The sequence below is a fragment of the Pseudomonas sp. FH1 genome (assembly GCF_000510895.2).
Lineage (GTDB): Bacteria > Pseudomonadota > Gammaproteobacteria > Pseudomonadales > Pseudomonadaceae > Aquipseudomonas > Aquipseudomonas azotoformans_A.
This window is the reverse complement of the sequence record NZ_AOHM01000001.1, coordinates 81,173-103,124: the sequence shown is the minus strand read 5'-3', so window position 1 is coordinate 103,124 and position 21,952 is coordinate 81,173. Positions and strand designations below refer to the sequence as shown.

The window sequence follows — 21,952 nt, the reverse complement described above, 5'->3', positions numbered from 1 at the left end:
TCCTTTTATCCACAGGTCCCCTATGCGCTCCGCCTTATTGATTTGCAGCCTGTTGGCCGTGTTTTTTGCCGCCTGGCAAAGCCATCCGCCCCATGTGTTGGCGCCATTTGCCCAGGCGAACCCGAATACCGCGAAAGTGGCGGCGGCCCCGCACTACACCAGCCGGTTTGTGTCCACCCAACTCACGGATTTTGTGCACTCTTCGTCCGTCACCGCCCTGCCCGGCGGCGACTTGATGGCGGTGTGGTTTGCCGGTTCGCGCGAAGGCGCCGCCGATGTGCAGGTGCGCACCGCACGCTTCGATGCCAGCAGCGGCGAATGGGGCGCCGAGCAAGTACTGGCGACGAGGGAAAGCACTCGCGACGGCACCCAGCGTTATATCCGCAAGCTCGGCAACCCGGTGATTGCGCTGGCGCCGGATAAACGCCTGTGGATGTTTTACGTGTCGGTGTCCGTCGGTGGCTGGGCGGCCAGTGCGATCAATGTGATGGTGTCAGATGACCTTGGCGCCACCTGGTCAGCACCGAGGCAATTGGTGACCTCGCCGTTTTTCAATATCAGCACCCTGGTACGCGCCGCGCCGGTGTTTCATGCCGACGGCTCCATCGGCCTGCCGGTGTATCACGAATTCATGGGCAAGTTTGCCGAGTACCTGTACTTGAGCGCCGACGGGGCGGTGATCGATAAATTCCGCATCAGCCGCGGCAAGCATTCCCTGCAACCGACCATCGTGCCGCTGGACGGCCAACGCGCCGTGGCGATGTTGCGTTACGCGGGCGACACCCATCACCGCGTATTGGCCAGCCGCACCGTTGATGCCGGCAAAACCTGGAGCGAACCGTACCCACTGGAGCCGGCCAACCCCAATTCGTCGTTGGCCGCCGTGGGCACGCAAGATGACGGATTGCTGGTGGCACTCAACGACCTGCAAGACGGCCGCTTCAAACTCAGCCTTTACGGCACAGACGCCCAGCTCAGCCAGTGGCGCACCGTGGTGCAGTTGGACCAATCGCCGGACCCGCTGGGCCAGCCCTTCTCCCCCGAGGCCTACAAGGCAATCATCGGTGAAGGTTTCCGCGCCTCCAGCGGCGCGAAACGCCTGCCCCTGGAACAACGCTTTCTCAGCAGCCTGGACTACCGCGTGTGCAAACCCGTCGGCTGCGATTTCGAATACGAATACCCGTATTTCAGCCGTAGCCCAGACGGTACGTACCACTTGGTTTACTCGTGGAATAACACCTTTATCAAACATGTCAGCTTCAACGAAGCCTGGCTGGCGGAGCGTCTGTGATGGTTTCGGTGTGGCAGGCCCATTTGAGTTTTGTATTGCTGGGGTTTGTGGCGTTGTGCGCGCTGCGCTTTACCGCTCCGTGGCGGCCGTGGTTGCTGCCGGTGCTGGTGGCCGTGAGTTTCATCCCGATCAACCAACTGCCGCTGGCGGCGTATGTGCGCAGCTTTACCGATGACCTGGCGATCAGCACCTTGGTGTTTTTGGCGTGGGTGGGGTTGTGCCGACTGGGCTTGGTGCAGGCACTCAATCGCCGCCATCAGGTGCAGATGCTGGTGGTGTTCGGGCTGCTGAGCCTGGTGCTGTACCCGGCCACGTTGGGGCTGACGTACTTCGATCCGTATCGCTGGGGGTTCAACCCTCGGCCGATGATTGTGCTGGTAGCGGTGGCCGCATTAGTGATGCTATGGCTGCGCAATGCGCTGGCGGTGTGGATGTTGGCGCTGGGCACGCTGGCGTTCGCGCTGCGGCTCAAGGCGTCGGAAAACTATTGGGACTATCTGGTGGACCCACTGCTGACGGTTTACTGCCTGATCGCCACCGTGGGGTTGCTGGCCAGCGCGGTCTTTTTGAAATGGCAGAGAGGTCAACAATGAGTGCGTTGCAATCACGCCGCTTGCGCTACGGCGTGGGCGCGATCGGGTTGGTGTTTGTGTTGCTGGCGGCGTTGCGCCTGGTATTTGTAGTGGGCTTTTCCGGCCTGGCATTCAACACCCCGCAACTCTTGGAAACCCTGGGCATCGGCCTGCGCTTCGACCTGCGCCTGGCGGTGCTGATCCTGCTGCCGCTGGCGCTCCTGGCCTGGCTGCCACGCTGGAACCTCATGACCCAACCCGCTCTGCGCTGGCTGGCTCGCGGGTATCTGGTGGTCGCACTGGCCCTGGTGGGCCTCGTCTACATCATCGACTTCGGCCATTACGCCTACCTCGGCGTACGCATCAACGCGACAGTGCTGCGCTACCTGCAAGACGCGCAGATATCTCAACAGATGATGTGGGAAACCTACCCGGTGCTGTGGATAACCGCTTGCTGGCTGGCGGCCGTCGCGCTGTGGGTGTGGGCGCTGGTGTGCCTGGAACGCCTGACCCTGGATCGCCCCAACACCGTCATCGGCAAGTGGACCCTGGCATCGGTCTCGGTGATCGGTATTGTCGCGGTGCTACTGGCCCTGCTCGGCCGCGTCGCCAACCTGAACCTGGAAAATCCGGTGCCCCTGCGTTGGAGCGATGCGTTCTTCTCCGGCAATAGCCAGGTGGCCGCCGTGGGCCTGAACCCGGTGCTGTTCCTGTACGACACGCTCAAGGTCGGCCAGTCGCAATTCGATGAAACCCAAGTGCGCGAGCATTACCCGCAAATCGCCCACTACCTGGGAGTTGATCAGCCCGACGCGCAGCAACTAAACTTCACCCGCGAACAAGGCGTGCAACCCTACCGACTGGCCAGCGAGCGCCCGCCCAACGTAGTTTTCGTGATGCTTGAATCCCTCGGCACCAGCGCCGTCGGTGCCTACGGCAACCCGCTGAACCCCACGCCAAACCTGGACAAACTCGCCAGCCAGAGCTGGTTCTTCAAACACTTCTACGTACCCGTCACCGGCACCGCCAAGACCGTGTGGGCGAGCATCAGCGGCGTGCCGGACGTGACACGCCAGGAAACCGCCACGCGCAACCCGCTGATCACCCGGCAGCACACGCTGATCAACGCGTTCGAGGGTTACCAGAAGTTCTACATGATCGGCGGCAACGCCGGCTGGGCGAACATCAATGCACTGATCCGCCAGAGCATCGACGGCGTGCAGTTGTATGACGAAAGCCACTGGCGTTCACCACGGGTGGACGTGTGGGGCATTTCCGACCTGGACCTGTTCAAGGAAGGCGACCACTTGCTGCGCGCCGTGCCCAAGGACCAGCCGTTCTTCGCCTACCTGCAAACCTCCGGCAACCATCGCCCGTTCACCATTCCCAAGCAGAACGATGGTTTCCAGATAAAGGACGTGACCCTGGAACAGGTCCAGGCCGCCGGTTCGCGCAGCGTCGAGCAGTACAACGCGGTACGCCTGTTGGACTGCAACATCGGCCGCCTGATGGACATCGCCAAGGCCGGCGGCTGGTACGACAACAGCATCTTTGTGTTCTTTGGAGACCACAACACGCGCATCAGCCAGATCCCGCACATGGCGCCGGCGTTCGAGCAACTGGGTTTGGAAAGCAACAACGTGCCGCTGCTGATCCACGCACCCGGCCTGGAACCTCGGGTGATTGAAGAGGCTGTGGGCCTGGCCGACCTGCTGCCCACCGTGGCGGGCATGGCCGGTATGCCGTTTCGCAACGGCGCGATGGGACGCGACATCCAGCAGCCCGCGCCTGAGGGTGAGCGCGTGGTACCGCTGGTGTTGCGCGAAGGGACTTTCCCGATCATTGGCGGCGTGACGAAGGACTTCCTGTTGCAGATGCAGCACGACGGTAGTTCACCGACATTGCATGACCTGGCGTCGCAAACCCCTCGAGACGACGTGGCCGAACAACACCCCGAAGAGTTTCAGCGCTTGCAGGGGCTGACCCGAGGGCTGCATGAGAGTGCGCGGTTGATGCTGTTCAGAAACGTACGCGAGTGATCATTTGGGTTGAAAGGTTTCCAAGTACGCCAGGATGTTTTCGATTTTCTCCTGATCACTGATGCCCCAGAAGATCATCCGCGTGCCACTCACCACCTTCTTCGGCGCCTCGATGTAGGCGGCGAGTTTGTCCCGGGTCCAGACCACGCCGGAGTTTTTCATCGCGTCGGAGTACTGATAGTCCGTGGTGGTCCCGGCGGGCCTTCCGATGATGCCGTTGAGCTCTGGCCCGAACCCACCTCGCGCACCTTCGCCGATGCTGTGGCAACCGCCGCAAGTCTTGGTGAAGAGCTTGCCGCCCGCCTCGGCGTCGCCGGCGGCGAAGGCGGGGCTTGTGGTGAGGATCAGGACGAGGATCATCAAAGCACGGTACTTCATGGGGACTCCATTTCTAGATCAGTTCTGGAACCAAAGGGTCGCGGATAAACATATCAATCCTTGAGCACGTTGAAGCGAGCCCTGCACTTTACCGGATAGCACCTCTGAAACGACCATCCATCGCCCCATAGATATCCAATCGAACCTATATAGACGTGTTCTACTCCACCTTAATGAACCCTGATGGTGGAGTAAGGATCATGGCTCAGCCATCGATTTTAGTGTTGGAAGACGACGAGATCATTCGATCGTTGATGGTGGATGTACTGGAGGATTTCGGCGCGCTGGTGACGTCGTTTCCTTCGGCGGATGAAGGGATGATTTACCTGGAACGGGGCGATGATCCGGTGGACTTGATTGTCAGTGATATCCAGATGCCGGGGTTGCTCAATGGTTATGACTTGAGCCGGGTGGTGGCCCATCGTTGGCCAACGGTGCCGGTGCTGCTGACCTCCGGCAACACTAAACTGGCGGCACAACTGGGAGGTTCCGTGCGGTTTCTACCCAAACCGTGGAGTGCCGAAATCTTGCTGGAGTGTGTGCAAACGGCGCTGACCCAACAGGGGTCGTCCATGCATTGATAGCGTCACGACATCATTTATACCGAACTTCAGGGCAAACGCTGCGGTCATTAATGAGCAAGGAGCGACTTTTCTGATCCGCTGGTCAGCCTTTTCGCCTTGTGCGTACAGAATAAGGCTTTGAGGTGTGTAGAATCGTCGCCCATTTCCACGCGTCATTCATGGCCGAAAGGCCCACAGCTCGAGCTCATTGAATGCATTCACAGGCCCATGACGTTGGTGCGCCCTCATTGCTGGAAGCGTTGCGCACAGGCACGGCCCTGTTGCATGTGGCGCTGGAAAAGCGCCTGCCGTTTTTCACCGAGCGCCTGGATGCGGGCTGGTATCGGCGCCTGCTCCAGGCGTATTACGGTTTTTATGGTCCAGTCGAGTCAGCACTGTACGACAGTGGCTTGATTCCTGACGGCTACGACTGCGCGTTGCGTGTGAAAACGCCGACGCTGGTCAGTGATCTCAATACCTTGGGCCTGGATGACCGAGCTGTCGACACCCTGCCCCGTTGCCTTGAACTCCCCACGTTCGACACCCCAGCTGCCTGCCTGGGCGCCTTGTATGTACTCGAAGGCGCGACCCTGGGCGGCCAAGTACTGCGCCGGGAAATGGACCAGCGCCTGAACGTGAATGCCGACAACGGCGGTGCGTTTCTCAATATCTACGGGGTAGAGACCGGCCGACGCTGGAAAGACTTTCTTGATTACCTGGGCGACCAGCCACTCGACGCACCAGCCAAACAGCGCGCGGTGGAGGCTGCCCGATCAACATTCAGCTGCTTTGAGCAATGGCTCGACAGCCAGGAGGTACTGCTATGAAACCCGAAGATTTTGAAGAGCTGCTTGCCAACTGTGCCGACGAGCCCATCCGTTTTCCCGGCGCCATCCAGCCCCACGGTGTGCTGCTGACGTTGTCGGAGCCGGACCTGAACATCATCCAGGTCAGCGCCAACGTCGCCACTTTGTTCGGCCATGCCGCCGAGGCGTTGCTGGGCCAGCCACTGCAAACGCTGGTAGGCGCAGAGCGCGCCAAGGCGGTTGCCGACATGGCGCAAAACAATACGTTTTTCGATGCGCGGCCCTTGCACGTCACGTTTAACGGCGCGGAATTCGAAGGCCTGTTGCATCGCCATCAGCAGGTGCTGGTACTGGAGTTCGAGCCGCTGCTCAAGGATTTCCGCCCACGGGCGCTGAATGGTCGCACCAGTGACCTGGGCAAAATGCTGCAGCGCTTGCAGTCGGCGAAAACCCTGCAAGCACTGTACGAAATCAGCGTGAATGAAATCCAGGCCATGACCGGTTACGACCGGGTGCTCATCTACCGCTTCGAAGACGAAGGCCATGGCCAGGTGATCGCCGAAGCGTCGGCACCGTCCATGGAACTGTTCAACGGGTTGTTCTTCCCCGCGTCCGACATCCCGGAGCAAGCCCGTGAGCTGTATCGCACCAACTGGCTGCGCATCATCCCGAACGCGGCCTACGAGCCCGTGCCGCTGCTGCCCAAGCTGCGCCCGGATACCGGCCAGCCGTTGGACTTGAGCTTCGCCACCCTGCGCAGCGTGTCGCCGATTCATTGCCAGTACATGCAGAACATGGGTGTGTTGTCGTCCATGAGTATCTCGCTGATGAAGGGCGACAAACTGTGGGGCCTGATCAGCTGCGGCAACCGTGAGCCGTTGCTGGTGCCCAATGGCCTGCGCACAGCCTGCCAAACCATCGGCCAGGTGCTGTCGCTGCAGATCAGCGCCATGGAAGCCCTGGACCTGAGCCGTCAGCGTGAAGAGAAAGTCGAGGCCCTGGCCTTGCTCGACCAGGCGATGAAGCGCTCGGAAGAAAACGTGTTCGACGGGCTGGCACAGCAAGGTCAGTTACTGATGGACCTGACCCTGTCCGGCGGTGTGGCGATCATCGAAGACAAGCAACTGCACCGCTACGGTAACTGCCCGGAGCCGGCGCAGATCCGTGCCTTGCACAAGTGGCTGCAAGAAGGTGGCGAGCCGGTGTTCTCCAGCCATAACCTGTCGTCGGTGTACCCGCCGGCCGTCGAGTTCCAACAGGTAGCCAGTGGCGTGCTGGCGATGAGTCTGCCCAAGCCTGTGGATAACGGCGTGCTGTGGTTCCGCCCGGAAGTGAAAGAGAACATCAACTGGAGCGGCGACCCGAAAAAACCGCTGGACCTGGAAAACTCCGACGCCGGCCTGCGCCTTCGCCCACGCACCTCGTTTGAAATCTGGAAGGTGGAAATGGCCGGCATCTCCACCAAGTGGAGCCATGGCGACCACTTTGCCGCCAACGACCTGCGCCGCTCGGCCCTGGAAAACGACCTGGCTCGCCAGGTGCTGCGCGAGCAACAAGCGGTGCGCGCCCGCGATGAGCTGGTGGCGGTGGTGTCCCACGACCTGCGCAACCCGATGACGGTGATCTCCATGCTGTGCGGCATGATGCAGAAGGCCTTCAGCTCCGATGGCCCACACACTTCGCGGCGGATTTCCTCGGCCATAGACACCATGCAACAGGCCGCCGGGCGGATGAACGTGCTGCTGGAAGACTTGCTCGACACCTCGAAAATCGAGGCCGGGCGCTATGTGGTGCGGCCGGTGATTCTGGATGTGAGCCAGATCTTCGACGAGGCCTACTCGTTGCTGGCACCCCTGGCGATGGAGAAAGGCATCGACCTGTCGTTCAACACCGAGCCGGGCCTGCAGATCAATGCCGACCCGGAGCGCCTGTTCCAGGTGCTGTCGAACCTGATCGGCAACGCCATCAAGTTCACCCCGCGCCAGGGCAATATCGGGATCAGCGCCATGAGCAATGGCGAAGAAATCGTGTTCTCCGTGCGCGATTCCGGCGAAGGTATTGCGCCGGAACAGCTGCCCCATGTGTTCGACCGCTACTGGACACAGGCGGAAAATAACCCGACCGGCAGCGGGCTAGGGCTGTACATCACGCAAGGCATCGTCCAGGCCCATGGCGGCAAGATTGTTGCCGAAAGTGAAGTGGGCCGTGGCAGCGAGTTTCGATTTACGGTGCCGAAGGTGATTGACGACTCGCATACCTGACGGACCTTGGGCTAAACAGGTAACACCACCACCACCTCCAACCCTCCACCCTGGCGCTCGGCCAGGGTCAAGGTGCCGCCATGTTCCAGCACAATCGCCCGAGCGGTAGAGAGCCCCAAGCCAACACCGCCCGTGCTTTTGTTGCGTGACCCTTCAAGGCGATAGAACGGCAGGAACACCTGCTCACGATGCTCAACGGGAATGCCTGGCCCGCGATCCAGTACTCGAACCACCACCTCTCCATTCTTCTGCTGCAACTCGATCTGCGGCGCGGTGCCGTAGTGAATCGCGTTGTCCATCAGGTTAGTCATCACGCGTTTGAGGCCCAGCGGACGGCCGAAATACACCAGGCGCGGCGGGCCGCAAAAGGTCAGTTCGATGGCTTGGTCACGGTAGTCGTCGATCAGGGTTTGCAGTAATTCCGCCAGGTCCAGTTGGGTGGCTTGTTCCAGCCGGGCGTCATCGCGGAAAAACTCCAGAGCGGTGTTGATCATGGCCTGCATTTCGTCCACGTCGCGAAACAGCTTTTGCTGCTGATCAGCGTCCTCGATAAACTCACCGCGCAGACGCAGCCGGGTCAGCGGCGCACGCAAGTCGTGGGAAATGGCGGCGAGCATTTGGGTGCGGTCCTGGATGAAATGCCGTAGTTGCGCTTGCATGCTGTTGAAGGCGAGGATCGCCTGGCGGATTTCGTGCGGGCCGACCGGCTCGATGGGCGGCGCCCGAAAGTCGGCACCAAAGCGCCGCGCGCCCTGAGTGAAGTGCTGCAGAGGTCGGGCCAGGCGACGGGTCGCGACCAGGGTGACCAGCGCGGTCGAGATCAGCACCAGCAGCACCACGATCAGGCTACGTGCACCATCGTCCAGCCCCCAACTGCGCGACGGCGCGCTGAACATCAGCCAGGATTGGTCGGCCAGTCGCACCAGCAGCGCGTAGCGGCCATTGCCGTCGGGCCAGTCAGACGGTTCATACGCCTCCATCGGACGAGGTGGGCCCTGGAGCAGGTGCTTGAAGGCCTGCTCGCCCGAGTGAAAGTCGGGGTCGGCCAGAACGGGCAACCCCAAGGCCTGGCGCTGGGCGGCCCACGTCACCGTGAACCCTTCGTCACCGACTGCTTGGGCCAAATGTGAACGTTGCGACGGTTCGGAGGCCTCGACCACGCGCACCACCACGGCGATCCTTTCCAACAACCCGATTTCGGTCAGTGGGGGTCGGGCCCATACCCCTGCCAGTTGCACGAACAAAGCGTTGAACGCCAGCGCAGTCAACATCGCAATCAGGATGGTCAGCGCGATCCAGCGCGCCACGGTGTCGCGCGGACGCAGCTTCATGAACGGGTCACGCTGGCGGTGAATTGGTAGCCACCGTTGCGCACCGTGCGAATCATCGCCGGGCGCTTGGTATCGAATTCCAGCTTGCGACGCAGGCGGCTCACTTGCACGTCGATGCTGCGGTCGAATGCATCATGGCTGTGGCCGCGCGCCAGGTTCAGCAGTTGTTCGCGACTGAGCACCCGTTGCGGGTGTTCGACAAACACCAGCAGCAGGTCAAACTCGCCGGACGACAATGGGATCATCACTTGGTCGGGCGAACGCAGTTCGCGGCGCGTGAGGTCCAGTTGCCAGCCGGCAAAACGGATCAGCGGGCGCGCGGCATCGCCCAAGGGCGGCCGGCTCTCCCCCGCCCGGCGCAACACCGCACGCACTCGGGCCAGCAATTCTCGCGCGTCGAAAGGCTTGCTCAGGTAATCATCGGCGCCCATTTCCAGGCCCACAACACGGTCACTGAGTTCGCCCATGGCGGTGAGCATGATCACCGGCGTGGCGTATTGCTGCCGCAGGCGCTGGCACAACAGCAAGCCGTTGTCGCCGGGGAGCATCAGGTCGAGGATGATCAGGTCGGCGGGCTGGCGCTCCATGGCCGCCCACAGTTCGATGCCACTGGCCACGGTCTCGACCGTATAGCCGTGTTGCAGGAAAAATTTCTTCAGCAGGGCGAGGACTTCAAGGTCATCGTCCACGATCAACAGGTTGCTCACCGACGGTCTTCACTGGGCTGGGACAAGGTGTCATCTAAAACCATTCGGCGCGGCCCGTCATATATTTCAACCCTGCAATAAAGCGTCAACGACGCAATAAACCAGACATCTTTGCGCAAGCCCGCAATGCCAGCATCGGCCTCCCTTTTGCGGAGACTGTGCCCATGCGCTCGCCGACGTACCCCCAGCATCTGGCCCGCCAGGCCGTGCTGTTGCTGACTGTGTCTTACCTGACGGGCTGTGCGAGCCCGCCTCCCGTAACGCCCACCACGCAATGTGCACAGGTGAACTACCCGGTGTATGACCCGGCCGAACCGGTCAACCGTGGGGTGTTTGCCTTCAACCGTGCGGTGGACGACTACGCCCTGGCTCCCGTGGCTCGCGGCTACCGTTACCTGCCGGATTTTTTCCAGCAAGGTGTGCATAACTTCGCGAGCAACTTCAGCGAGCCGAAGGTGTTTATCAACGACCTGCTGCAAGGCAACCCGCGGCGCTCGGTCAATACCCTGGGGCGTTTCGCAGTGAATACGACGGTGGGCGTGGTGGGGCTGTTCGATGTATCCGACCGTCTGGGCATCCCGCGCCACACAGCAGACTTCGGCCAGACATTCGGCGTGTGGGGCATGGGCAGCGGCCCCATTGTTGAATTGCCCTTGTTGGGTACCAGCAACAGCCGGGACGCAGTGGGCAAGGTCTTGAGCTTCCTGGTCTCGCCGCTGGGCGACAGCGATACGGTACAGACCCTGGGCACCCTCAGCCTGGTCGGCGGTACGGTCGATACACGGGCATCGCTCTTGCCGCTCACCGACAGCCTGCAGAAGCTGCCGGATTACTACAGCGCGTTGCGTAATGTGGTAGCGGAAAATCGGGCGGCGTTTGTGCGGGAGGGCAAGCAAGGCGCTACATCTACCGGTCTAGACAGTTGCGCGAATGGCGCCTCTGACGACTTTTGAAAAAAGGCGCCAACACCAGTCATATCTTGCAGCAGCGCGTTTATAGCCGGTCTTTCTCACCCTCTATAGGTTTGGTCTCACTTCGCTCTGAAAGGCGAAGTAATCCTCTACTCCTATAGAAGGAAACATCCATGCTTAGCGCAATCAATCACTCACTGGGCAACTTTCAATACCCCCCACTGCAGCAGGATGATGCAGAGCCCCAGCGCAGGAAGCGCAGCATTGACGAAACACAACTGAACGCCGCCGACCCTGATCGCACCACGAGCAGTGACCGACGCAGAAACGGCGGTGGGATGGACAGCCTGGGTCGAGGCCGAGTGCTGTAACCGCCTCATGCGAAGGGCAGTGCACGGCCCTTCGTACTTTCCTTAACAAAACCATGACATTCACTGGATTAATCTTTCCGGTCCAATCCCGCCTGGAAATCTTGCCTGCATGCCGCTCACCGAGACACTGCCCGCCGTACTGGCTGGCCCGCTGTTACGACGCCTCGAACCTCGGCGCCTGGTGTTGTGGGTGGTGGGGAGCCGAGTACTGGAATTGACGCTGAAACTGCATCTGCCCGCCCGAACCCTCGAGGTCCCCCTGGACAACTGCCAGGTCGTACGCGTGGGGCGCCATGCCTTTATCCACCTGATCGATGTGACACTGGACAACGCACTGCCTCTGGACGAGGCGATCAGCTACGACCTGTTGTTCGACAACACCGGAATCGCCGACTGGGCACCGCACCTGCTGTACGCCAACGCCCAATTCCCAAGTTTCGTTTTACACAGCCGCATCCATCAATTGGTCCATGGCTCATGCCGCAAACCCCACCACAGCGCCGATGAGGGCCTGCTGTGTGTAGACCGCCTGTTGGCCGACGCCCAACGCCCGAGCGACCGCCCGGCCCTGCTGATGATGAGTGGCGACCAGGTCTACGCCGATGATGTCGCCGGGCCGATGTTGCGGGCGATTCACGCATTGATCGCACGCCTGGGCCTGTTCGACGAATACCTGGAAGGCGCCGTAATCGATGACAGCGCCAGCCTCTATGAACATCACGCCAGTTACTACCATCGCGCCGACTTGCTGCCGGCGCTGGACAGCAACGAAAACCTGCGCGAACGCTTCTTTGGCGGTGTGAAAAAACCGATCTTCACCAGCAGCACCGCCGACAACCACCTAGTGACCTTTGCCGAAGTCATCGCGATGTACTTGCTGGTGTGGTCGCCAACGCCCTGGACGCTGATCACGCCTCAACCGCCGCATCTGAATACAGAACGTCAGCAGCGTTACGCCCGCGAACAAATACAAATAGATCGATTCCGCGACGGCCTGCCAGGCGTCGCGCGGGTCTTTGCCCACCTGTCCACCTTGATGATCTTTGATGATCACGACATCACCGATGACTGGAACCTCAGCGCCCAATGGGAAGAGACCGCCTACGGCCATCCCTTTTCCAAGCGCATCATTGGCAATGCTTTGCTGGCTTACCTGCTATGCCAAGGCTGGGGCAACCAGCCGGATGCGTTTGGTGAACTGATCGACCAAACCCAAGCGCTCACTGCTCAGCCCCAAGCCAACCATCTCGACGCCACGGCGCAGGATGAACTGCTCGAAACACTGCTGAAATTTCAACGCTGGCACTACGTACTGCCTACCACCCCTGCCCTGGTGGTGCTCGACACCCGCACCCGTCGTTGGCGCAGCGAGTTCACCCTCAAGCAACCGTCCGGCCTGCTGGACTGGGAAGCCTTGAGCGAACTTCAACAGGAACTGCTGGACCACCCCTCGGCCATCATCGTCTCACCCGCGCCGATCTTTGGCGTCAAGCTGATCGAGACGGTGCAGAAAGTCTTTAGCTGGTGCGGCCACCCCTTGCTGGTGGATGCGGAAAACTGGATGGCCCATCGCGGCGCTGCACAGGTGATCCTCAATATCTTCCGCCACTCGCGCACGCCAGGTAACTACGTGATCCTCTCCGGTGATGTGCACTATTCGTTCGTCTACGAAGTGCTGATCCGCCATCGCAACGCCGGCCCCAGGATCTGGCAGATCACCAGCAGCGGTATCAAGAACGAATTCCCACCACGACTACTGGAGTGGTTCGACCGCCTCAACCGCTGGCTCTACTCACCCCGCTCGCCCCTCAACTGGTTCACGCGCCGCCGTACCATGCAGGTGGTGCCACATATTCCTGAGCATGCCGAAGCCGGTGAGCGGTTATGGAATTCGGCGGGGATCGGCCAGGTGTTTTTCAATGAGCGAGGTCAGCCTGAAGCGATTTACCAGCACAACGCGGATGGGAAGGTACCAACGAGAATGGTGGCCCCAAAACAATAGCCTATCGCCATCAATCATAAGCCGTACATCTGCCCTATTCAAAGCCTCCAGCCCCCGTTGTACAGTAGCCCCAGCCACGGAGTATCGGCGACAACCATGGCAGGCTTCAGATGCCTGCCTACGCAAGGGAATGCGCAGATGAACGATACCTCCGACAATAATCCGTTAAAGCAGGACTTCTCTCACTTCAACGCCGACATGCTGCACACCGTCCTGGAGTTGGTCAGCGACGGGATCTGGGATTGGAACGCCAATACCGGGTTCGTCTACCGCAACCCCGGCTGGTACGAAATGCTCGGCTATCACCGCCATGCGCTGGAGAACAGCGTGTTCACCTGGGAGAACGTGATTCACCCGGATGACTATCCTCACGTGATGAAGCTGTTCGACGACTACATCCACCGCCGCGCGCCCCACTACCAGGCCGAGTACCGTTGCCGAAAAAAAGATGGCAGCTACCTGTGGATCGAAGACCGCGGCTACGTCATTGCGCGCAATGTGGATGGCTCGGTGGCGCGCATGGTAGGCGCCCACCGTGATATTCATCTCAGAAAATGCTCCGTTGAACAGTTGGAACGGCGCAATCAATCCCTTGAAGCGCTAGTGGCCGAACGCACGCGCGAGCTGTCGCGGGTCAATCAGCAGTTGCAGCTACAGTTGGATGAAAACCGCTCCCTCGCCGAAAGGGATGCCCTGACCCTGGTCGCCAATCGCTACCGCCTGGAAAAAGTGTTGCTGGAAGAGTGCGACCGCGCCCAGCGCTTTCGCCTGCCACTGGTGCTGATTGCGATGGATATCGACGACTTCAAGTCGATCAATGACCGATACGGCCACGGTGTGGGCGATCAGACGCTGGTGCAGGTGGTTGAATGCCTGCAAAGCTGTATCCGCCCAAGTGACTTGCTGGCCCGATGGGGCGGCGATGAATTTGTGCTGGTCTTGCCCAAAACCTCGCTGGAGATCGCCAAGACAATGGCGGCGAGTATCCGTTTGAAGTTGAAGAACAGCCCGCACCGGGACGACTTCAAGGTCACCCTGAGCCTGGGCGTGGCCGAGCGTCAAACGGAGGAGCCCCCCCGCCGCCTTGATTGCGCGCGCCGATCAGGCGTTGTATCGCGCCAAAGCGGCGGGGAAGGATGGGGTGTCCGAATGACACCCCGGCGTGTCAGCGAACCGGCGGAGCGTACTGGATGCCGCCGTTGTTCCACAGCGCATTAAGCCCGCGCTTGATCTTCAGCACGCTGCCCTGGCCGATGTTGCGCTCGAACACTTCGCCATAGTTGCCCACTTGCTTGACGATCTGCACCACCCAATCCTTGCGCAGTTTCAGGTCCTTGCCGTATTCGCCGTCCGCCCCCAGCAACCGCGCGACATCAGGGTTCTTGGTGGTCTTGGCCTGTTCTTCGACGTTCTGCGAGGTGATGCCCATTTCCTCGGCATTGAGCATCGCGAACAGGGTCCATTTGACGATGCTGAACCACTCGTCATCCCCCTTGCGCACCAACGGCCCCAGCGGCTCCTTGGAAATCACTTCCGGCAACACCACGAATTCGTCAGGGTGGGCCATCTTGATGCGCTGGGCGTACAGGCCCGACTGGTCGGTGGTCAGCACGTCGCAACGCCCGGCCTCCAGGCCCTTGGCGCTTTCGTCGGCGGTGTCGAAGGTGATCGGCGTGTATTTCATGCCGTGGGTGCGGAAGTAATCGGACACGTTGAGTTCGGTGGTGGTACCGGCCTGGATGCACACCGTGGCGCCGTCCAGTTGCTTGGCTGCAGTGACGCCCAACTTGTTGTTCACCAGGAAACCGATGCCGTCGTAGTAGGTCACGCCTGTGAACACCAGGCCCATGCCCGAATCACGGGAACTGGTCCAGGTGGTGTTGCGTGAGATCAGGTCGATTTCACCGGATTGCAGCGCGGTGAAGCGCTCCTTGGCGGTCAACTGGGTGAATTTCACTTTCGACGCATCGCCGAAAACAGCCGCTGCCACGGCGTGGCACACGTCTACATCGATACCGGTCATCTTGCCCTTGCTGTCCGGCACGCCGAAGCCCGGCAGCCCGTCACTGACACCGCACTGGATAAAACCTTTTTTCTGGATGGCGTCCAGGGTCGTGCCCGCCTGGGCGGTACTCGCCAAGCCCAGCACGGCGGTGGCACCGATGGCGGCCAAAGTAGTTTTGAATGGGTTCATGCAAGGCGCTCCCTGTCATTCCTTATTATTCGGCGCTCCACAGCCCGCGCCGGTTTATAGTGCTGCCGGGCAGTATCAACGGCTTTGCGCCACTGCCACAAACGACCTTTAGGCAAAGGCTCCTTCCGATTTGGAATGAAGTGCATGATTTCAAAACGCTTGACCCCCTCGATGACGGCCCTGCAATGCTTCGAGGCCGCCGCCCGCCATTTGAGTTTCACTCGCGCCGCCGAAGAGCTGCACCTGACCCAGAGTGCGGTGAGCAAGCAGGTGGCGCAGTTGGAGGAGATGCTTTGCCACAACCTGTTCGATCGGGTGCGCCAGCGCCTGTACCTGTCGCCGGCGGGCTCGCTGTACCTGGCCGAGGTGCATAAGATCCTCACCCAGGTGGATATCTCCAGCCGCTACATCCTCACCTACGGCGGCGAAACTGAAGTGCTGCGCATCGCCACACAACCCACCTTCGGCGACCGCTGGCTGGTGCCCAAGCTCAAGGACTTTGCGGCGAAACATCCGAATATCCATTTGGACGTGCGCAACGAGCTGGAGCCTTTCGACGTGTTGCAGGCCAAGGCCGACATCGCGTTTTTCTTCGGTCAGGGCTCCTGGCCGGGGGCGAGCTGCATCGAGCTGTTTCGTGAGGCGGTGGTGCCGGTGTGTGCACCAGGTTTTGTCGCCGAAGGCAGCGATGCCTCGTCACACCACACCTTGTTGCAATGCACCTCGCGCCCGGAAGCCTGGCACGAATGGTTCCTGGAACAGGGCCTGCACTCACAGAATAGCTACCATGGGCCGCGTTTCGACACGTTCTACATGTGCATCCGCGCAGCACAATCAGGCTATGGCGTGGCGCTGGTGCCGCAGTATCTGGTGGCGGATGAACTGGCCCAGGGCAGCCTGATGATTCCCTGGCACTATGCGATGCCCAGCAGCGGCGCGCACTTCATCGCCCATGCCGAACATGCCGGCGAGATTCCCAAGGTGAAAGCCTTCCTCAACTGGATGGTGGAGTACGTCGGCACACATCCCGACTTTCAGTCATGACCCGGCGACTTTATTTCGTTTGCGGCAAGGGCGGGCGCCCGGCTTAGATAAAAACAAGCCCGTCACTGCCGAGTCCCCGATTCATGAGCCGCGAAACCATCAGCCAGTCGATTTCCATCGTTCACCCCATCAGCCTCAGCCACGGCAAAAACGCTGAGGTCTGGGACACCTCGGGCAAACGCTATATCGATTTTGTCGGCGGCATTGGTGTGCTCAACCTCGGTCATTGCCACGCCGGCGTGGTCGAAGCCATCCGTTACCAGGCGACTCAGTTGACCCACTACGCGTTCAACGCAGCACCTCACGCGCCCTACATCGAGTTGATGGATCGTCTTACCGCGTTTATTCCGGTGGACTACGCCGTCAGCGGCATGCTCACCAACAGCGGCGCGGAGGCGGCGGAAAACGCGCTGAAGATCGTGCGCGGCGCCACCGGTCGCAGCGCAGTGATCGCATTTGATGGTGCCTTTCACGGCCGTACCCTGGCCACGCTCAACTTGAATGGCAAGGTCGCGCCCTACAAGCAAAAGGTCGGGGTACTACCCGGCCCTGTGTATCACCTGCCCTACCCCAGCGCCGATAACGGCGTGACCTGCGCCGAAGCGCTGAAGGCCATGGACCGCCTGTTCAGCGTGGAAATCGACGTCAACGACGTGGCCTGTTTCATCATCGAGCCGGTGCAGGGCGAAGGCGGGTTCCTGGCGCTGGACATTGAATTCGCCCAGGCGCTGCGGCGCTTTTGCGACGAAAACAACATTCTGCTGATTGCCGATGAAATCCAATCGGGCTTTGGCCGTACCGGCGAGCGTTTTGCTTTCTCGCGCCTGGGGATCGAGCCGGACTTGATCCTGCTGGGTAAAAGCATCGCCGGCGGTGTACCGCTGGGCGCCGTCGTAGGGCGCAAGGCGTTGATGGACAACCTGCCCAAAGGTGGCCTGGGCGGCACGTACTCCGGCAATCCCATCGCCTGTGCAGCAGCGCTGGCAACGCTGGATGCAATGACCGATGAACACCTGAAAACCTGGGGCTCACAGCAAGAAGAAGCCATCGTCAGCCGTTATGAGGCCTGGCGTGCACAAGGCCTGACACCCTACCTCGGCCGCCTGACGGGCGTTGGTTCCATGCGCGGCATCGAACTGGCCAACACCGACGGCTCACACGCGCCGAAACAGCTGGCCCAACTACTCGGCCTGGCGCGGGACGCCGGTTTGTTGCTGATGCCCAGCGGCAAGTCGCGGCACATCATCCGCCTGCTGGCACCGCTGACCATCGAGCCTGTGGTGCTGGAGGAAGGCCTGGACATTCTCGAGGCCTGCCTCAAACAGTTGGACTAGTAACGCGCATCGACAGGTTTACCGCCGTTCGGCCAATCCTTGACCTTGTCCGGGAAGTCCGGACGCGGTTGGCCGGAGAAATACGCCGCCACATCCACCGCTTCCTGGTCCGACAAGCCGCCCTGCCCCAACGGGAATTTCTCGTGGAAGCCAATCGGCATGTTGCGTTTGACGAACGCCGCGGCCGTGTAGGTGCGCGCCATGCCGGCACCGATGTTGAACGATTGATCGCCCCACAGCGGCGGATAGATCAGTTCGCCATCGGCCCGTGCCAGTCCCTGGCCGTTGTCGCCATGGCACACAGCGCATTGCTTGGCGTAGACCTGTTTGCCATTGGCCAGGTCCGGTTTGATCGCCGGGTCGACCTTGCCCACGCCGCGCCCGGCCACCTTGTCTTCGGGGCGGGTGTTGTTTTTCATCCAGTCGAAGTAGGCGACCATCGCTTGCATGTCCGCCGATTGCGGCGGCAGGGGTTTGCCATTCATCGAGCGACGGAAGCAGCCATTGATGCGCTCTTCCAGGGTCACCACCTTGCCCGCACGCGGGGCGTAGCTGGGGAAAAACGCCGAAACGCCCACAAATGGCGAGCCATCTGCCACTGTGCCGGCGTTGAGATGGCAACTGGTGCAATTGAGTGAATTGCCGACATTGTTGGGCAGCAACTCCTTGGTTTGCAGGTGCAGGCGCATACCTCGAACCACCTGGTCGGCGTTGGGCGCCGCGAGCAACTCGGCCAGGCGCGGGGTTTCGAAGGCCGACGAATCGGTGGTAACTGGGTTGAGTTGGTCGCGCAGTTTCTTCACCTGGGCAGCGCTGATCGGCGTGCCTTCGTTACCCCAGCGGGAGCGCACGAAGCTGAGGATCTCGGCGATTTCCTGATCCTTCAAACGGGCGAAACCCGGCATGGTGTAGACCCGCGGGTGTGTTGCCGTTTGTGCGGTTTCCCAGCCCGTCAGGGTGATGTGCAACAGTGACGTCGGGTTGCTGGACGCAATGCTCGGGTTGCCGGCCAGGGGTGGGAACAGACCTTTCACGCCCGCACCATCGCTGCGATGACAGTCGCTGCAGAACTGCATGTACCCGAGGCCGCCACGACTGGTGAACAGATCTGCCGGTGGCGTGGCAGGCGCCAGGGCCACGGACGGCATGGGCAGGTCGTCCTTGCCGGGCGGCAGCGACTTCAGATAGCTAGCGATGGCGGTCAGGTCATCATCGCTGAAGTGCTGGGTGCTGTGGTGAATCACATCGGCCATGTTGCCGGCGACCGTGGCAAAGCGGTTTTGCCCGGTCTTGAGCAGTTGCACGGTGTCTTCCACCGTCCACAGGTTGCGCAGGCTCAGGGCACGCCAATGCTCGACGGTTTCACCGGCCAGGTAATGCTGGCCGCTGGAGCCCTCGTCGCTCAGGGCTTTTTCCTGGAACGCGATGCCCCGTGGCGTGTGGCAGGAGCCACAGTGGCCCAGGCCCTGGACCAGGTAGGCACCACGGTTGAGTTGTTCATCACGTGCCGGATCCGGCTTGAAAGGCCGTTTATCGACGAAGGCGAAATTCCACAGGGCCAGGCCCCAGCGCTGGTTGAACGGAAAACCCATGTCCGCCTCAAGATTGGCCTGCTGCACCGGCTCGACGCCTTGCATCAGGTAGGCAAACAGGGCACGCATGTCCGTTTCGCTCATCTTGGCGTAGGACGGATACGGCATCGCCGGGTACAGGTTCATCCCCGTCGGCGTCACGCCTTCGCGCATGACGCGGTCAAACTGCTCGAAAGTGTAGGCGCCAATGCCAGTCTCGCGGTCCGGCGTGATGTTGCTCGAAAAGATCGTGCCCATTGGCGTGCTCAGTTCCAGGCCGCCGGCCATCACCTTGCCTTGCTTGGCGGTGTGGCAGGCGATGCAGTCGCCCAGTTGCGCAACGTATTTGCCCTGTTCGATCAGCGAAGCGTCGGGAACGTTGGCGTGCAGGGGAAGAGACAAGCAGAGCGTCGCCCCCAGCAAGGCCAGGCGGGAAAGGGAAAGCGCCATCGCATTAGTCCTTTAATAACCTGGCGTGGGACGGTCCCCTCAGCGCAGGTCAGTGGTCGTTTTTATGGGTTCATCAGGCCTCTGTGTTGTAACGGTTTTGGGGGCGGGGAGTGTTGATGTGGATCAGGGGCAAATAGCTGGCACGTCATTCGCTCGACCGTTGATAAGATACCCCTTGAAGACCTGTACGTATTTCTGTACGTTCCAGCAATCGAACGAGGACACCGTCATGGAAACTATCAACTACACCAATGCCCGCGCTCATCTGGCCGAAACAATGGACCGGGTTAACGAAGATCACATTCCACTGCTACTGACCCGGCAAAAGGGTGAGCCGGTGGTGATGATTTCACTGTCAGAATTCAATGCCCTTGAAGAGACTGCCTATCTGCTGCGCTCGCCTAAAAATGCCGAACGCCTCATCAACTCAGTCAACAGCCTCAGAGCCGGTAAAGCGAAGCCAAGGCGGTTAATTGAAGAATGAAAATACTCTTTACCCCTGAGGGCTGGGACGACTATCTGTGGTTTCAACAGAACGACAAAGCAGGGCTCAAGCGTATAAACCTGCTGATCAAAGCAATCCAGCGGGATCCATTCGAGGGCGTTGGCAAGCCTGAGCCGCTCAAACACAACCTGAGTGGTTTCTGGTCTCGACGGATCACTGCAGAGCATCGTCTGGTTTATGGTATTGAAGACGACGAAGTGCAGATACTGATGTGCCGTTATCACTACTGACAGTATTTACCAGCAGTCACCTGATACCTTCCGAAATCTAGCCAACGCATCTCTGCACGGACGCACACCATGCTCGACATCCTCCAAGGCACGCCCATTTGGGTCTACGCCATTTACCTGTGGATTTGCTACTACGGCATCAAGGCCTGCCTGGGCGGACGCGAGAATCGTCGCTCGCTGGTGATCCTGCCGGTGGTGCTGGTGGTGTGGTCGTTGATGTCACTGGCGCCTTCAATCTTGTCGAGCGGCGCCTGGGTTGCCGGCGCGGTGCTGGGCAGCCTGGTGGGGATGGTGTTGTTCAACGCTGAAGGGGCGCAACTGGATGCCAATGGCGAGACCCTGGTATTGCCGGGCACCTGGAAAACCCTGCTGATCTCGCAACTGTTCTTCGCGGTGAAGTACTACTTCGGTTACCAGCAAGCCGTGCATCCGCTGCTGCTGAGCACGCCGTCGATGCTGATGGCAGTGGGAGGCGTGTCGGGGTTTACCGTAGGTCTGTTTTGCGGACGGGCCGTACGGTTGCAGCGGGCGCTGACGGCGTTGCGTCGGGATAAGGGCATTGTGCTGCCTTGACCTGACCTCCCTGCCCCCTGAAAATGCCCGACGCTTTTTTGTCCTCGTTTACTGAAGTAGTGAAATTTCAATGTCCGATTCTTACACCGAACAATCCGCCCCCGAAGAATCCGTAGTCGCCTTGCACGCCAAAGCTGAATACGAAAACGCCATCAATCTTTCACAGCACCTGCCTGCGGCCAAGATCATCAGCGAGATGGTGCTGGACGCGTTCCACACGTCCAAGGAAAGCGACCAGATCCGCGAACTGCGCGTGGCCATCCGTCAGGCCCACGATGCTTTCGACGACGACAAGGCCTACGACCTCATGGGCCAGCTCAAACAACTCAAGGACGCCGAGGCCGCCGATAACGCTGCCCTGGAAGACCTGAGCAGCCAATTTTCGATCAGCCGTATCCTGTCCAGCTTCAAGGACGATCCTGAGTTCCAGGCGTTGGTCTATGGCCTGGCATTGAAGGTGCTGAACCAGAGCCACCAGGCCATCAGCAACCCGAGCGCCGGCAAGAGCAAAACCTCACGGCCCAAGAAAGAAGCCGAAGTGTTTGTGATCAGCAAGGATGGTATCAGCGTCACCTTGCCGCTGCGCACGCCGCGCTCCAAGCCGAACGTCGACCGTGAAGTGTTCGAGTTCCTGGGCTTTGCATTCGTGGGTGAAGGCAGCGAAGCGGAGCTGGAAAGTGAAACCTTCGTCGACAACAGCGGCACCGAGCAACCGGTCACCCGCAAGAGCATCGTGACCGCCTTGCAGCAACAAAGCGCCTTCGACGGCTACGCCATCAGCGCCCAGTCATGACGTAGTGCAACGAGGCGTCCGCGTAA

The 21,952-nt window shown here is 60.5% G+C and carries 19 protein-coding genes and 1 pseudogene; 15 read left to right on the top strand and 5 right to left on the bottom strand.

Translation table 11 applies throughout. The features are described 5' to 3' along the window. Window positions 1–22 precede the first annotated feature (22 nt). Genes H096_RS00490 through H096_RS00480 form a run of 3 tightly spaced genes read left to right on the top strand, consistent with a single transcriptional unit; the run spans window position 23 to window position 3,902 of the window. Window positions 23–1,291 (top strand): sialidase family protein, encoded by a 1,269-nt coding sequence (locus H096_RS00490; RefSeq protein ID WP_033896238.1) that lies wholly within the window; start codon window positions 23–25, stop codon window positions 1,289–1,291. Then, window positions 1,291–1,884, top strand: a complete 594-nt coding sequence (locus H096_RS00485; RefSeq protein WP_033896237.1) for a hypothetical protein — start codon at window positions 1,291–1,293, stop codon at window positions 1,882–1,884. The genes H096_RS00490 and H096_RS00485 overlap by 1 nt, the downstream gene beginning before the upstream one ends. Beyond that, window positions 1,881–3,902: an LTA synthase family protein gene (locus H096_RS00480; protein WP_033896236.1), complete on the top strand. Its 2,022-nt coding sequence runs from the start codon at window positions 1,881–1,883 to the stop codon at window positions 3,900–3,902. The genes H096_RS00485 and H096_RS00480 overlap by 4 nt, the downstream gene beginning before the upstream one ends. Here the strand turns inward: H096_RS00480 and H096_RS00475 are convergent, their stop codons facing one another. After that, the gene (locus H096_RS00475) at window positions 3,903–4,280 is read right to left on the bottom strand and encodes a cytochrome c family protein (RefSeq protein WP_033896235.1); all 378 of its coding nucleotides are present in this window, start codon (window positions 4,278–4,280) and stop codon (window positions 3,903–3,905) included. It lies immediately after the preceding gene. Between the two features lie 200 nt (window positions 4,281–4,480). Here H096_RS00475 and H096_RS00470 point away from each other — a divergent pair, with 200 nt between their 5' ends. The 3 genes from H096_RS00470 (at window position 4,481) to H096_RS00460 (ending at window position 7,910) form a co-directional block, all read left to right on the top strand. Then, window positions 4,481–4,861, top strand: a complete 381-nt coding sequence (locus H096_RS00470) for a response regulator (RefSeq protein ID WP_016979625.1) — start codon at window positions 4,481–4,483, stop codon at window positions 4,859–4,861. Window positions 4,862–5,055: 194 nt separating this feature from the next. After that, complete coding sequence (locus tag H096_RS00465) at window positions 5,056–5,670, top strand: biliverdin-producing heme oxygenase (protein WP_033896234.1); 615 nt, start codon at window positions 5,056–5,058, stop codon at window positions 5,668–5,670. Then, on the top strand, window positions 5,667–7,910 hold the full coding sequence (locus H096_RS00460; protein ID WP_033896233.1) for an ATP-binding protein: 2,244 nt from the start codon (window positions 5,667–5,669) through the stop codon (window positions 7,908–7,910). The genes H096_RS00465 and H096_RS00460 overlap by 4 nt, the downstream gene beginning before the upstream one ends. Window positions 7,911–7,921: 11 nt before the next feature. On the opposite strand, the gene H096_RS00455 is transcribed toward H096_RS00460, so the two are convergent. Then, complete coding sequence (locus H096_RS00455) at window positions 7,922–9,241, bottom strand: ATP-binding protein (RefSeq protein ID WP_033896232.1); 1,320 nt, start codon at window positions 9,239–9,241, stop codon at window positions 7,922–7,924. Then, window positions 9,238–9,948, bottom strand: a complete 711-nt coding sequence (locus H096_RS00450) for a response regulator (RefSeq protein ID WP_033896231.1) — start codon at window positions 9,946–9,948, stop codon at window positions 9,238–9,240. Before H096_RS00450 ends, H096_RS00455 begins: the two co-directional genes overlap by 4 nt. Window positions 9,949–10,112: 164 nt before the next feature. Between H096_RS00450 and H096_RS00445 the strand changes: the two genes are divergently transcribed. The 3 genes and pseudogenes from H096_RS00445 to H096_RS00430 all read left to right on the top strand — a co-directional run bounded on the left by H096_RS00445 (window position 10,113) and on the right by H096_RS00430 (window position 14,385). Continuing rightward, window positions 10,113–10,901: a VacJ family lipoprotein gene (locus H096_RS00445; RefSeq protein WP_033896230.1), complete on the top strand. Its 789-nt coding sequence runs from the start codon at window positions 10,113–10,115 to the stop codon at window positions 10,899–10,901. A gap of 438 nt (window positions 10,902–11,339) precedes the next feature. Next, window positions 11,340–13,232, top strand: coding sequence for an alkaline phosphatase D family protein (locus H096_RS00435; RefSeq protein WP_033896228.1), 1,893 nt, complete (start codon window positions 11,340–11,342; stop codon window positions 13,230–13,232). Window positions 13,233–13,370: 138 nt separating this feature from the next. After that, window positions 13,371–14,385, top strand: a pseudogene (locus H096_RS00430) (diguanylate cyclase). Window positions 14,386–14,397: 12 nt separating this feature from the next. On the opposite strand, the gene H096_RS00425 reads toward H096_RS00430, so the two are convergent. Continuing rightward, window positions 14,398–15,426, bottom strand: a complete 1,029-nt coding sequence (locus H096_RS00425; RefSeq protein ID WP_033896227.1) for an amino acid ABC transporter substrate-binding protein — start codon at window positions 15,424–15,426, stop codon at window positions 14,398–14,400. Between the two features lie 144 nt (window positions 15,427–15,570). Here H096_RS00425 and H096_RS00420 point away from each other — a divergent pair, with 144 nt between their 5' ends. Then, the gene (locus H096_RS00420) at window positions 15,571–16,470 is read left to right on the top strand and encodes a LysR substrate-binding domain-containing protein (protein WP_033896226.1); all 900 of its coding nucleotides are present in this window, start codon (window positions 15,571–15,573) and stop codon (window positions 16,468–16,470) included. Window positions 16,471–16,553: 83 nt separating this feature from the next. Then, complete coding sequence (locus H096_RS00415; protein WP_033896225.1) at window positions 16,554–17,804, top strand: aspartate aminotransferase family protein; 1,251 nt, start codon at window positions 16,554–16,556, stop codon at window positions 17,802–17,804. Here H096_RS00415 and H096_RS00410 read toward each other — a convergent pair. Next, window positions 17,801–19,825: a c-type cytochrome gene (locus H096_RS00410; RefSeq protein WP_033896224.1), complete on the bottom strand. Its 2,025-nt coding sequence runs from the start codon at window positions 19,823–19,825 to the stop codon at window positions 17,801–17,803. The two genes, H096_RS00415 and H096_RS00410, sit on opposite strands and share 4 nt — an antisense overlap. Before the next feature lie 229 nt (window positions 19,826–20,054). Between H096_RS00410 and H096_RS00405 the strand changes: the two genes are divergently transcribed. The 4 genes from H096_RS00405 (at window position 20,055) to H096_RS00390 (ending at window position 21,926) form a co-directional block, all read left to right on the top strand. Next, window positions 20,055–20,309 carry a type II toxin-antitoxin system prevent-host-death family antitoxin gene (locus tag H096_RS00405; protein WP_033896223.1) on the top strand — a complete coding sequence of 85 codons (255 nt, stop codon included), beginning with the start codon at window positions 20,055–20,057 and terminating at the stop codon, window positions 20,307–20,309. Further along, window positions 20,306–20,560: a Txe/YoeB family addiction module toxin gene (locus tag H096_RS00400; RefSeq protein ID WP_033896222.1), complete on the top strand. Its 255-nt coding sequence runs from the start codon at window positions 20,306–20,308 to the stop codon at window positions 20,558–20,560. The genes H096_RS00405 and H096_RS00400 overlap by 4 nt, the downstream gene beginning before the upstream one ends. 69 nt (window positions 20,561–20,629) lie before the next feature. Continuing rightward, window positions 20,630–21,133, top strand: coding sequence for a DUF6622 family protein (locus H096_RS00395; RefSeq protein WP_033896221.1), 504 nt, complete (start codon window positions 20,630–20,632; stop codon window positions 21,131–21,133). Window positions 21,134–21,203: 70 nt separating this feature from the next. Next, the gene (locus tag H096_RS00390; protein WP_033896220.1) at window positions 21,204–21,926 is read left to right on the top strand and encodes a hypothetical protein; all 723 of its coding nucleotides are present in this window, start codon (window positions 21,204–21,206) and stop codon (window positions 21,924–21,926) included. Window positions 21,927–21,952 lie beyond the last annotated feature (26 nt).